The sequence below is a fragment of the Pseudomonas sp. LAM2023 genome (genome assembly GCF_016620375.1).
In the GTDB taxonomy this organism is placed as follows: Bacteria; Pseudomonadota; Gammaproteobacteria; order Pseudomonadales; family Pseudomonadaceae; genus Aquipseudomonas; species Aquipseudomonas anuradhapurensis.
Window position 1 is genome coordinate 380,673 of the sequence record NZ_JAENHV010000015.1, and the last position, 12,787, is coordinate 393,459.

Consider the following 12,787-nt stretch of genomic DNA (forward strand, 5'->3'; position numbering starts at 1 on the left):
AACCGCCGAAGTCTACCGCCCGTACCGCTCAGCGCCCCACGCCAGCAGTGCCTGCAACAGCCCCCTCAATACCTGCTGCGTCGGCCGGGCCAGGTCTTCACGGTAGGTGAACGGCTCGGTTTCCTCCATGTAGGTACTTTGCGCCAGTTCCAGCTGTACCGCATGAACATGGTTGGCCGGGTCGCCGTAATGACGGGTGATATGCCCCCCCTTGAAGCGCCCGTTGAGCACATGGCTGTAGCCTTGCGCCTGGGCACATACCGCTTGCAACCGCTCGGCCAGTTCCGCATCGCAGCTGGCGCCGTTGAAGGTGCCCAGGTTGAAATCCGGCAGCTTGCCATCGAACAGGTGCGGAATCAGCGAGCGGATCGAATGGGCATCCCACAGCAAGGCGTAGCCGAACTGCGCGCGCAGCCGGTGCAGCTCACGGCGCAGGGTGCTGTGATAAGGGCGCCAGATCTGCTCCAGATAGGCCGCACGCTCTTCGCCTGTCGGTTGCATGCCGGGCTGGAACAGCGGTTCGCCTTCGAACAGCGTGGCCGGGTACAGCCCGGTGGTGGCGCCGGCATACAGCGGCTTGTCGTCATCCGGCCGGTTCAGGTCAATGACGAAGCGTGAATACTCAGCGGCTACCACACTGGCACCCAGCTCGCGGGCGAAATCGTACAGCCGCGGGATATGCCAGTCGGTATCCGGCAGGCTGCGCGCCGGCTCGACCAGGCCGTCGCGCACGGCGTCGCTCAAGCGCAGGCCGGCATGCGGCATGCTGATCAACAGCGGCAGGTGGCCTTGGTGAAAACTCAGTACCTTGTCCATCGTGTCTCACTCAATTGGGAATTTCCTGGCCCAGGCGCACCACGCGCTTGGGCAGGTCACCGCCCAGCCAGTAGGCCAGGTCGGCAGGGCGTTCGATCTGCCAGGCGACGAAGTCGGCCACCTTGCCTACTTCCAGCGAGCCGTGGCTGCCGCCCAGGCCCAGCGCCGTGGCAGCGTGCACGGTGACGCCGGCCAGGGCTTCTTCCGGGGTCAGGCGGAAGCAGGTGCAGCCCATGTTCAGCATCAGCCGCAGCGACAGCCCAGGCGAGGTGCCGGGGTTGAGGTCGCTGGCCAGGGCAATCTTCACCCCGTGGCGGCGCAGCGCGTCCATCGGCGGCAACTGGGTTTCGCGCAGGAAGTAGAACGCCCCCGGCAATAACACGGCGACCGTGCCAGCCTTGGCCATGGCAATGGCATCTTCCTCGGTCATGAACTCCAGATGGTCGGCCGACAGCGCCTGGTAGCGCGCCGCCAGGCTGGAACCATGCAACGACGACAGCTGTTCGGCGTGCAGCTTGACCGGCAGGCCCAGCTCGCGCGCCTTGATGAACAGCCGCTCGACCTGGGCCGGGGAGAACGCCAGGTGCTCGCAGAAGGCATCCACTGCGTCCACCAGTCCTTCGGCAGCCAGGGCTGGCAGCATTTCGTCGCAGATGTGGGCGATGTAGTCGTCGGCCCGACCGGCGTACTCCGGCGGCAGGGCGTGCGCCGCCAGGCAGGTGCTACGCACTGCCAGCGGCAGCTCATCGGCCAGGCGCCGGGCCACGCGCAGCATCTTGCGTTCGTTGGCCAGGTCCAGGCCATAGCCGGACTTGATCTCGATAGTGGTCACGCCATCGCGCATCAGCGCCTGGACCCGCTGACGGGCACTGGCGAACAGCTCGTCTTCGCTGGCTGCGCGGGTCGCCCGCACGGTGCTGGCGATACCACCACCCTGGGCGGCGATTTCGGCATAGCTCACGCCCTGCAGACGCTGCTCGAACTCGCCGCTGCGGTTGCCGCCGAACACCGCGTGGGTGTGGCAGTCGATCAGCCCGGGGGTGACCCAGGCGCCGCCCAGGTCCACCGTGCGTTCAACCTCGACCGGCGCCAGCTCGGCGCGCGGGCCGATCCATTCGATCAGCCCGGCGCGGGTGACGATGGCCGCGTCCTCGATGGCCGAGTAACGGCCCTCGGCCATGGTTGCCACATGGCAGTGCTGCCAGAGGGTTGTCATGCACAATCTCCTTTGCTAGCGGTGCAGCTCGGCCGGCTCCGCTGCCGGCTGGCCCTGCCCTGCGCGCGGCTTGCACCACAGCAGGTAGGACGCCACCAGGAACACCACCCACAGCACGCCGACGAACAATGCCGCCTGGGTATCGGGGAAGTAACCGAGCACACCAAAGATGAATACCATGAACGCAATGGCCATGGCCGGGCCATAAGGCCAGAACGGTACCGGGAATTGCAGCTTGGCGACCTGGTCGCGGCTCATGCTGCGGCGCATCGCCACCTGGGTGAGCAGGATCATCAGCCACACCCATACGGTGGCAAAGGTCGCGATCGAGGCGATCAGCAGGAACACATTCTCCGGGATCAGATAGTTGAGCAGCACGCCGATCAGCAGCGCAGCGCCCATCACCACCACGGTCATCCACGGCACGCCATGCCTGGACAACTTGCCGAAGCCGCGCGGGGCGTGGCCTTGCTGGGCCAAGCCATACATCATGCGGCCTGCGCCGAAGATGTCGCTGTTGATGGCCGAGATCGCGGCGGAAATCACCACGATGTTCAGCACGGCGGCGGCAGAACCAATGCCCAGGTTGCTGAAGATCTGCACGAACGGGCTGCCCTGGCTGCCGATCTGCGGCCACGGGTACAGGCACATCAGCACCAACAGGGTGAGTACGTAGAACAGCAGGATGCGCAGCGGCACGGCATTGATCGCCTTGGGGATCACGCGCTGCGGATCCTTGGCCTCACCGGCGGTGACGCCGATGATCTCGATGCCGCCGAAGGCAAACATCACCACGGCAAAGGAGGCGATCAGGCCACCTACGCCATTGGGCATGAAGCCACCGTGCTCGAACAGGTTGCTGATGCCCACGGCCTGCCCGTTGCCTGCCTGGCTGAAGCCGAAGGCCATGATGCCGAGGCCGGCCAGGATCATCGCGACGATGGCGCCGACCTTGAGCAGCGACAGCCAGAATTCCATCTCGCCAAATACCTTGACGTTGCACAGGTTGAGGCCACCGATCACGAAGACGATGCCCAGCACCCAGATCCAGCGGGCCACCTCCGGGAACCAGAAGCCCATGTAGATACCGAAGGCGGTGACGTCGGCAATGGCGACGATGACCATCTCGAAAGCGTAGGTCCAGCCGAGGATGAAGCCGGCCATGGGGCCGAGGTAGGTGCTGGCGTAGTGGCCGAACGAGCCGGCAACAGGGTTGTGCACGGCCATTTCACCGAGCGCGCGCATGACCATGAACACGGCAGCGCCACCGATCAGGTAGGCCAGCAGCACGGCCGGGCCGGCCATCTGGATGGCCGAGGCGGAGCCGTAGAACAGCCCGGTGCCGATGGCGGAGCCGAGGGCCATGAAACGGATATGGCGGGCTGACAGGCCACGCTTGAGACCTTGAGCTTGTTGCATGTCACGTCCTTGAGTTGTTTTTGTGGTCGTGAGATCGAGGGGGCCGCACAGCGGCCCCAGGGCATTACAGGCTTGGCAGCACACCTGCCGGCAGCAGGCCGGTAAGGCTACCTTTGGCCAACAGTTCCACGGCCTTTTCGATGTCGGGCGCAAAGAAACGGTCACGGTCGTAGTGCGGCACCTCGCTGCGCAGCGCCTGGCGCGCCTGCTCCAGCTTGGCCGAGGTCTTCAGGCCCTTGCGCAGGTCCAGGCCCTGGCAGGCGCCCAGCCATTCGATGGCCAGCACGCCACGGGTGTTCTCGGCCATTTCCCAGAGGCGCTTGCCGGCAGCCGGGGCCATCGACACGTGGTCTTCCTGGTTGGCCGAGGTCGGCAGGCTGTCGACACTGTGCGGGTGCGACAGCGCCTTGTTCTCGCTGGCCAGGGCGGCAGCGGTGACCTGGGCGATCATGAAGCCAGAGTTGACCCCGCCATTTTCCACCAGGAACGGCGGCAGCTGGGACATGTGCTTGTCCATCATCAGCGAGATGCGGCGCTCGCTGAGCGAACCGATCTCGGCGATGGCCAGGGCGATGTTGTCGGCGGCCATGGCCACCGGCTCGGCGTGGAAGTTGCCGCCGGAGATGACGTCGCCCTCGGCGGCGAACACCAGCGGGTTATCCGACACGGCGTTGGCCTCGATGCCCAGCACTTCGGCGGCCTGGCGCAGCTGGGTCAGGCAGGCACCCATGACCTGCGGCTGGCAGCGCAGCGAGTACGGGTCCTGGACCTTGTCGCAGTTCTTGTGCGACAGCGAGACTTCGCTGGAATCGCCCAGCAGGTCACGGAAGCAGGCAGCGGTATCGATCTGGCCACGCTGGCCACGCACTTCGTGGATACGCGCATCGAACGGCGAGCGCGAGCCCAATGCCGCTTCGACGCTCAGGCCGCCGCAAGCGATGGCCGCGGCATACAGGTCTTCGGCCTGGAACAGGCCACGCAGGGCATAGGCGGTGGAAGCCTGGGTACCGTTGAGCAGGGCCAGGCCCTCCTTGGCGGCCAGGGTCAGCGGCTCGAGGCCGGCGACCGCCAGGGCTTCGGTGGCCGGCAGCCACTGGCCCTTGTGGCGGGCCTTGCCTTCGCCGAGCAGTACCAGCGACATGTGCGCCAGCGGGGCGAGGTCGCCGGAGGCACCCACCGAACCCTTGAGCGGAATGTGCGGGTAGACCTCGGCGTTCACCAGCGCGATCAGCGCGTCGATGACCTTGCGGCGGATGCCGGAGAAGCCACGGCTGAGGCTGCTGATCTTCAGCACCATGATCAGCCGGACCAGGTCATCGTCCAGCGGCGCGCCGACACCGGCAGCGTGGGAGAGCACCAGCGAGCGCTGCAGGTTTTCCAGGTCGTGGCTGGCGATGCGGGTCGAGGCCAACAGGCCAAAACCGGTGTTGATGCCATAGGCGGTACGGTCTTCGGCAATGATCTGCTCGACGCAGGCAACGCTGGCGTCGATGGCCGCACCGGCACAGGCATCCAGGCTCAGGTGCAGCGGCGCCTGGTGGATGCGGCGCAGCTGGGCCAGGGTCAGCTGGCCAGGGATGAGGTTCAGGGCTTCCACGTAACGTCTCCTTTCTATTGTTCAGTGCGCGGCCGGCAGCACAGGCTGCGGCGCGGGCGAGGATTTCAGCAGCGCGGCGGCGCGGGCGATGTCCGGAGCCAGCCAGCGGTCTTCCAGGTACGCCGGTACCTGCTCACGCAGCAGGCGCCAAGCGGCATGGGTACCAACGCCGAAGCGCTGGCCGTTGAGGAATTCGAATGCCTGGGCGGCCAGCAGGTACTCGATGGCCAGAATCTGGAAGCAGTTCTCCAGCACCTGGTGCAGTTTCAGGGCGGCATTGGTGCCCAGGCTCAGATGGTCTTCCTGCAACCCGGAGGTGACGTAGTTGTCGAGCACTGCCGGTTGCGCCAGTTGGCGGTTCTGCGCGCACAGCGAGGCGGCCACATATTGGGCGATCATCATCCCCGAATTGACCCCTGGGTTGCTGACCAGAAACGCCGGCAGGCCGCTGACCAGCGGGTTGACCAGGCGGTCCAGGCGGCGCTCGGCGATCGCACCGATCTCGGCCATGGCAATCGCCAGCAGGTCGGCAGCCAGGGCCACCGACTGGCCGTGCGGGTTGGCCTGGGAAACCACCCGGAAGGCGTCCGGCGTGCCCAGCAGCAACGGATTGTCGTTGGCGCCGTTGAGTTCGGCCTCGATCTGCTTCTGTACATGCGCCAGCTGGTCGCGGGCGGCGCCGTGCACCTGGGGGATCGAGCGGATGCTCAGGGCATCCTGGGTACGGAGGCCTTTGCTGGCCGCGATCACTTCGCTGTCGGCCAGCAACGCCCGCAGGTTCGCGCCCACCACCTGCATGCCGGGATGTGGCTTGAGGGCAATGATCTCGGGGTCGAAGGCGTCGATCTGACCGCGCAGCGCTTCAAAGCTCATGGCGCCGATCACGTCGGCCCATTGCAGCAGCTGGCTGGCATCGTCCAGGGCCAGGCAGGCCAGCCCGGTCATGCACGGCGTGCCGTTGACCAGACACAGGCCGTCCTTGGCCCCCAGCTGTACCGGCGCCAGGCCTGCATCGGCCAGGGCCTGGGCGGCATCGACAATCTGCCCGCGGTAGCTGACCTTGCCGATACCCAGCAGGCACACGCCAACATGGGCCATGTGGGTCAGGTAGCCAACCGAACCCTGTGACGGCACCTGCGGGGTGATGCCGTGGTTGAGCAACGCCAGCAATGCCTCGACCACACTGCGCTGGATACCGGACTTGCCATGGCTGTAGTTGCAAATGGCCGCACAGATGATCGCCCGGGTCTGATCATCAGCCAGCGCCGGGCCAACGCCACAGGCGTGGCTGAGCAAGGTGTTGCGTGACAGCTGGCTGAGCTGCTCGCCCTGCAGCGACACATTGCACAGCGCGCCCAGCCCGGTGTTCACCCCATAGGCGCGCTCACCGCTGGCGACGATATGGCGAACGATCGCCTGGGCATTGTCGATGCGTGCCCAGACCTGCGGGGCCAGCTCGAGGCGCGCCCCTTGGCGGGCGACCGCGGCGATGTCCTGCCAGCGCAGTGCAGCGCCGCTGAGAATGACCGTATCGACCTGCGACATGTTGCCTCTCATACCGCGACCGCGCGGCGCTGGACAAAGCGGTCGACATATTCATCGGCCGGGTCGTGAAGGATCTGGTGCGGCGTGCCGACCTGGATCAGGCGGCCATCCTTGAGGATCGCGATGCGGTTGCCGATGCGCACGGCCTCGTCCAGGTCATGGGTGATGAACACGATGGTCTTGTGCAGGGTCTTCTGCAGCTCCAGCAACTGGTCCTGCATTTCTGCGCGGATCAGCGGGTCGAGGGCGCTGAATGCCTCATCCATGAGGATGATGTCGGTATCCGCCGCCAACGCCCGTGCCAGGCCGACGCGTTGGCGCATGCCGCCGGACAGCTGGTGCGGGTACTTCTTCTCGTAGCCCTTCAGGCCGACGGTCTCGATCCACTGCTGCGCGCGTTCGGCACACAGCTGCTTGCTCTCGCCGCGCACCTTCAGGCCATAGGCGACGTTGTCCAGCACATTGCGGTGCGGCAGCAGGCCGAAGCTCTGGAACACCATGCTGATCTTGCGCCGGCGAAATTCGCGCAGGGCGTCCATGTCGTACTGCAGGATGTCCTCGCCATCGACCAGGATCTGCCCGCTGGTGGGGTCGATCAGGCGGTTGAAATGGCGTACCAGCGTCGACTTGCCCGAACCGGACAGGCCCATGATCACGAAGATCTCGCCACTGCCGATGGACAACGACAGGTCGTTGACGCCAACCACGCAACCGGTCTGCGCCAGCACCTGGTCCTTGCCATGGTTGTTGCGGATCAATTGCAGGGCCTCGTCGGCACGGTCGCCGAAGATCTTGAAGACGTTTTTCACTTCGATCTTGCTGATCGGCTGCATGCTCATTTGCTCACCTCATGGCGTGGCCGGCCATAGGCCTGGGTAATGCGATCGATCACTACCGCGAGAATCACGATGGCCAGGCCTGCTTCCAGGCCACGGCCGACGTTGAGGGTCTGGATACCGACCAGCACGTCCTCGCCCAGGCCACGGGCGCCGATCATCGAGGCGATCACCACCATCGACAGGGCCATCATGGTGGTCTGGTTGATACCGGCCATGATGCTCGGCAGCGCCAGCGGCAGTTGCACGCCGAACAGTTGCTGCCAACGGTTGGCGCCGAAGGCGTTGATCGCTTCCATCACTTCGCCATCGACCTGGCGAATGCCCAGGTCGGTCAGGCGGATCAGCGGTGGCGCCGCGTAGATCACCGTGGCGAAGATCGCCGGCACCTTGCCCAGGCCGAACAGCATCAACACCGGGATCAGGTACACGAAGCTGGGCATGGTCTGCATGATGTCCAGCAGCGGCATCAGCACCGCGCGCAGGCGGTTGCTGCGCGCCGACAGGATGCCCAGGGGGATGCCCACCAGGACCGAGATCAGCGTGGCCACCAGCATCAGCGCCAGCGTCTGCATCAGTTTGTCCCACAGGCCGACAGCGCCCACCAGGAACAACAGGCCGGTGATCACCAGGGTCGGCAGGACACGCCGGGTGGCGTGCCAGGCGATGACTGCCACCACGCCGAGCATCAACCACCACGGCGTTGCACGCAGCGCGCCTTCGAGGCTGACGATCGCCCACAGCAGGGTGTCGGAGATGTGCCGGAACACATCCCCATAGTTGGTCACCAGGGCGTCGACCCAGCCGTTGACCCAGTCGGCGATGGAGAATGTCAGGTTGTCAGGAAACATAGGTTCCACTCATCAGCTGAGGACGCTCAGAGCGCCGCGTTGATCTTCTTGGCAGCCTCTTCGCTGACCCAGGCCTGCCAGACTTCAGGATGTTCCTTGAGGAACGCCTTGGCCAGCGCGGGCGACTCGATCCGATCCTTGGTCATGCGGGCCAGGTTCTGGTTCAGCAGGTCGACCGGCAAGTTGACTTTCTGCAGCACCTCGACCAGCTCCGGCGCCTCGTCGTGGAAGGCCTTGGACAGGCCGACCTTGATCGACACGGTCTTGTCCACGCCGTCTTTTTCCTGCAGCTTGACCAGGTCCACCTGGCCCATCAGCGGGGTGGGTGTCCAGTAGTAGAACAGGATCGGCTCGCCGCGCTTGTAGCTCGACAGCACGGCGGCATCCAGCGCCGGGCCGGTGCCGGGGCGGAAGTTGGTGTAGCTGCTCTCCAGGCCGTATTCCTTGAGCATCTTGGTGTTGTCCAGCTCGCAGGTCCAACCGGCCGGGCAGTTGTAGAAGCGGCCTTTGCTGGGCTCTTCCTGGTCCTTGAACACGCTGGAATACTTGGCCAGGTCGGCCACGCGCTTGAGGTCCGGTGCCTTGGCTTCGAGGTTGCGCTTGGCGTCGCCCTCGATCACGTAGCGCGGCACGTACCAGCCCTCCTCCGCCCCTACGACCGGAGCACCGACACCGACCACCTTGCCGGCGGCTTCGGCCTTGTTCCAGACCTCGCTGCGGCCAACCCATTCTTCGGCGAATACCTGGATGTCATTGGTACCCAGGGCGTTTTCCATGGTGATGGAGTTGCCCGGCAGGCTGTCGGTCGAACAGCCGTAGCCATTCTTCAGCACGAATTGCATCACGTCGGTCAGCAGCATGCCGCTTTCCCAGTTCAATCCGGCGAACTTCACCGGCTTGCCAGACTCGCACCAGCCAGCGGCCTGGCTGCTACCGGCAGCACCGAGCAGGCCAAGGGCAAACAGCGAAGCAAGCAAGGTCTTGTTGGTTTTCATTGCGTGACGCTCCCAAACTTGAAAGTGGAATTCGGCAGTCCTTGCAAGAAAAAAGCTGGCTCCCTAAAGGTGCTGCGTGGATCAACTCGCAGCACCCAGGGGGCTATCAGCCAGTGATCATCGGCAGGTTCAGACCCTGCTCTTTGGCGCAATCGATCGCGATCTGGTAACCCGCGTCGGCGTGACGCATCACCCCGGTGGCCGGGTCGTTGGTCAGCACGCGGGCGATACGCTCGGCCGCCGCGTCGGTGCCGTCACACACAATGACCATGCCAGAGTGCTGGGAGAAGCCCATGCCCACGCCACCGCCATGGTGCAGCGAAACCCAGGTGGCGCCGCTGGCAGTGTTCAGCAACGCGTTGAGCAGCGGCCAGTCGGACACAGCGTCCGAACCGTCCTGCATGGCCTCGGTCTCGCGGTTGGGGCTGGAAACCGAACCCGAGTCGAGGTGGTCGCGACCGATAACGATCGGGGCCGACAGCTCGCCACTGCGTACCATCTCGTTGAATGCCAGGCCCAGCTTGGCCCGCAACCCCAGGCCAACCCAGCAGATACGGGCTGGCAGGCCCTGGAAACTGATGCGCTCGCGGGCCATGTCCAGCCAGCGGTGCAGGTGGGCGTCGTCCGGGATCAGTTCCTTGACCTTGGCGTCGGTCTTGTAGATGTCCTCGGCCTCGCCGGACAGCGCGGCCCAGCGGAAGGGGCCGATACCGCGGCAGAACAGCGGGCGGATGTACGCCGGGACGAACCCTGGGAAGTCGAAGGCATTGGCGACGCCTTCTTCCTTGGCCATCTGGCGGATGTTGTTGCCGTAGTCGAAGGTCGGCACGCCCTGCTTCTGGAAGTCGAGCATGGCCTGCACGTGCACGGCCATGGATTGCTTGGCAGCCTTGACCACGGCGGCCGGCTCGGTCTGCGCACGGTCGCGATACTGCTCCCAGGTCCAACCCGCCGGCAGGTAGCCGTTGAGCGGGTCGTGGGCGCTGGTCTGGTCGGTGACCATGTCCGGGCGCACGCCGCGCTTGACCAGTTCCGGCAGGATCTCGGCGGCGTTGCCGTGCAGGGCGATGGAAATCGCCTTGCCTTCGGCGGTGTACTTGGCGATGCGCGCCAGGGCGTCGTCAAGGTCGTGGGCCTGCTCGTCGACGTAGCGGGTCTGCAGGCGGAAATCGATACGGCTCTGCTGACATTCGATGTTCAGCGAGCAGGCGCCGGCCAGGGTCGCTGCCAGTGGCTGGGCGCCGCCCATGCCGCCCAGGCCAGCGGTCAGCACCCATTTGCCTTTGAGGCTGCCCCCGTAGTGCTGGCGGCCAGCCTCGACGAAGGTTTCGTAGGTGCCCTGGACGATGCCCTGGCTACCGATGTAGATCCAGCTGCCGGCGGTCATCTGGCCGTACATGGCCAGGCCCTTGGCATCCAGTTCGTTGAAGTGCTCCCAGTTGGCCCAGTGCGGTACCAGGTTGGAGTTGGCGATCAGCACGCGCGGGGCGTTGGCGTGGGTCTTGAACACACCGACCGGTTTGCCCGACTGCACCAGCAGGGTTTCATCGTCGTTCAGCTGGGTCAGGCTCTCGACGATCTTGTCGTAGCAAGCCCAGTTGCGTGCGGCGCGGCCAATGCCGCCATACACCACAAGTTCTTTCGGGTTTTCGGCAACCTGCGGGTCGAGGTTGTTCATCAGCATGCGCAGCGGCGCTTCAGTCAGCCAGCTCTTGGCGGTCAGCTTGTTGCCACGCGGGGCGCGGATCTCGACGTCACGGAATTTGTTCAGCTTGTTGTCAATCACGAAAAGTGCTCCTCGAGCGATCTATCCAAAACCCGACGCGATCGGCGGGCCAGTGGTGCGGTCTGTACAGCGCAAAGTGGACGGCCTATCCACTTTCGCCTACTTGGCTTTACTTGTACATACAAGCATATGCAATTGAACGGCCAAGTTGCTTCGCTGGGTGTTTTTTCAACCCCGTCCATGGCGTTGCAGCCCGCATGGCGCAAGGGATGCAGAAAAACTAAAAAAACTGGAGAGGCGATTGGAGAGGGAGACGAGGATCAGAAGGCGTTGCGCCATCTTGGGGCATTCGGTAACAGGCCAGACCTTTTCGGGGCGTTACCGGGTAACTCTTGGTGGGGCGGCGCGGCCCTTTCGCCTGGTTGCGAAGGGCCGGCGGGTACTCAGGAAAGCGCGGTCAGCTCGATGACACAGCAGCGACCGAGCACTTCCACCTCCAGGAGGCGGTCGTTACCGCTCAGGTGCAGGCAGTCATACAGCCCCAGCGCCGGCTGCAGTTGGCCGTCGATAGTCACCGCCAACTGCGCCTGGCCACTGAACACCAGTACGGTGCTGGCGGCACTGAACAGCCGGCTGCCGCCGTGGTACCACTGCAGTCGCGCACGGTAACGCAGTGGTGCGTAGATCAGGTTGAAGTCGCGGATCGCCCCGCCCAGCAGCGAGCAGTTCACCTGGCTTTCACCGCTGAACGCATAGGCGTCGAAGGGCACCAGTGGGCGGCTGGGCTGGCCATCCACCGTAAGGCGCATGCCATCGCCTTGCAGCACGGTGATGATGCGCTGATACCCGGCGAAGGTGGAAAAGCCACCGGAGGCCTCGATATCGGCTATCGACAGGCGCCAGCCGAAGCCCTCGAGCCCGTCGCCTGCGTCACGGGTGATTTCCTCGGTGAACCCGCCACCGTTCTTCCACGGCATGCGCGGGTAGTCTTTGGCACGCAACCATTGCAGTTGGCTCATTTGCTGAAACGTCCTTCCAGGCGATGACGGGAACCAGGGTGGATCAACCGCGCTGCGGTGACAGGCTGGCGACCGGACCAGGTACGGCGGCGAATCAGCAGGCACGGCTCACCTTGCTCGATCTGCAGCAGCTTGCATTCGTCAGGCTCGGCGAGAATGGCTTCGACAACGTGCTCGCCTTCAGTCAGTGGCGCTACCTGGGACAGGTAGGCGTAGGGCGTCTGCCGGGTGAAATCCTGCTTGAGGTAGTCCGGGGCGATCTGTGCATTGACGTAACGGTCTTCGATTTGCACCGGGACGCCGTTTTCGTAATGCACGATCAACGAATGGAACACCCGCTGGCCTTCGCGCATATCGAGGGCCAGCGCGCGTTCGGAGCCGGCGGCCTCCTCGGCCAGGGTGATCACCTGGCAACTATGCTGGTGGCCACGGGCAGCAATCTCGTCAGCGATGTTGTTGACTTCGAACAGCGCCGAACGGGTCTTGGGCTCGGCAACGAAGGTGCCGACCCCCTGCATGCGCACCAACAGCCCTTCGGCGGTCAGCTCGCGCAATGCGCGGTTGATGGTCATGCGGCTGAAGCCCAGCTGGCTGACCAGCTCGCTCTCGGAAGGCACGCGGTGGTGCGGCGGCCAGCTGCCATTCTCGATCTGCTGGACGATCATCTGCTTGACCCGGGCGTACAATGGCGCCGGGCCCTCGCCCATTTGGGCCACCAGCGCGGAAACAGAAGGTGTCGGCACGGCGTTTGATCCTTGTGCGAATAG

General features: G+C 64.8%; 11 protein-coding genes. All 11 read right to left on the reverse strand.

Annotated features, from left to right (window positions below):
* Nucleotides 1-12: 12 nt before the first annotated feature.
* The 11 genes from hutG to hutC all read right to left on the reverse strand — a co-directional run bounded on the left by hutG (nucleotide 13) and on the right by hutC (nucleotide 12,727).
* Nucleotides 13-816 (reverse strand): N-formylglutamate deformylase, encoded by an 804-nt coding sequence (gene hutG / locus JKP78_RS07355; RefSeq protein ID WP_200626423.1) that lies wholly within the window; start codon nucleotides 814-816, stop codon nucleotides 13-15.
* 10 nt (nucleotides 817-826) lie between these two features.
* Nucleotides 827-2,032, reverse strand: coding sequence for an imidazolonepropionase (hutI, locus tag JKP78_RS07360; protein ID WP_186684319.1), 1,206 nt, complete (start codon nucleotides 2,030-2,032; stop codon nucleotides 827-829).
* Between the two features lie 15 nt (nucleotides 2,033-2,047).
* Nucleotides 2,048-3,451 carry an amino acid permease gene (locus tag JKP78_RS07365; protein WP_170033248.1) on the reverse strand — a complete coding sequence of 468 codons (1,404 nt, stop codon included), beginning with the start codon at nucleotides 3,449-3,451 and terminating at the stop codon, nucleotides 2,048-2,050.
* 64 nt (nucleotides 3,452-3,515) lie between these two features.
* Nucleotides 3,516-5,048, reverse strand: a complete 1,533-nt coding sequence (gene hutH / locus JKP78_RS07370) for a histidine ammonia-lyase (RefSeq protein WP_200626425.1) — start codon at nucleotides 5,046-5,048, stop codon at nucleotides 3,516-3,518.
* Nucleotides 5,049-5,069: 21 nt separating this feature from the next.
* Nucleotides 5,070-6,593, reverse strand: a complete 1,524-nt coding sequence (locus tag JKP78_RS07375; protein WP_200626427.1) for an HAL/PAL/TAL family ammonia-lyase — start codon at nucleotides 6,591-6,593, stop codon at nucleotides 5,070-5,072.
* 8 nt (nucleotides 6,594-6,601) lie between these two features.
* The gene (locus JKP78_RS07380; protein WP_170033254.1) at nucleotides 6,602-7,432 is read right to left on the reverse strand and encodes a quaternary amine ABC transporter ATP-binding protein; all 831 of its coding nucleotides are present in this window, start codon (nucleotides 7,430-7,432) and stop codon (nucleotides 6,602-6,604) included.
* Nucleotides 7,429-8,280, reverse strand: coding sequence for an ABC transporter permease (locus JKP78_RS07385; RefSeq protein WP_170033255.1), 852 nt, complete (start codon nucleotides 8,278-8,280; stop codon nucleotides 7,429-7,431). The genes JKP78_RS07380 and JKP78_RS07385 overlap by 4 nt, the downstream gene beginning before the upstream one ends.
* A 26-nt stretch (nucleotides 8,281-8,306) precedes the next feature.
* Nucleotides 8,307-9,275: an ABC transporter substrate-binding protein gene (locus JKP78_RS07390; RefSeq protein WP_200626429.1), complete on the reverse strand. Its 969-nt coding sequence runs from the start codon at nucleotides 9,273-9,275 to the stop codon at nucleotides 8,307-8,309.
* A gap of 106 nt (nucleotides 9,276-9,381) precedes the next feature.
* Nucleotides 9,382-11,061, reverse strand: coding sequence for a urocanate hydratase (hutU, locus tag JKP78_RS07395; RefSeq protein WP_200626431.1), 1,680 nt, complete (start codon nucleotides 11,059-11,061; stop codon nucleotides 9,382-9,384).
* 383 nt (nucleotides 11,062-11,444) lie between these two features.
* A complete protein-coding gene (locus tag JKP78_RS07400; RefSeq protein WP_170033261.1) occupies nucleotides 11,445-12,020 on the reverse strand; it encodes a HutD/Ves family protein in 576 nt (191 codons plus the stop codon).
* Complete coding sequence (gene hutC / locus JKP78_RS07405) at nucleotides 12,017-12,727, reverse strand: histidine utilization repressor (RefSeq protein WP_170034323.1); 711 nt, start codon at nucleotides 12,725-12,727, stop codon at nucleotides 12,017-12,019. The genes JKP78_RS07400 and hutC overlap by 4 nt, the downstream gene beginning before the upstream one ends.
* Between the last annotated feature and the right edge of the window lie 60 nt (nucleotides 12,728-12,787).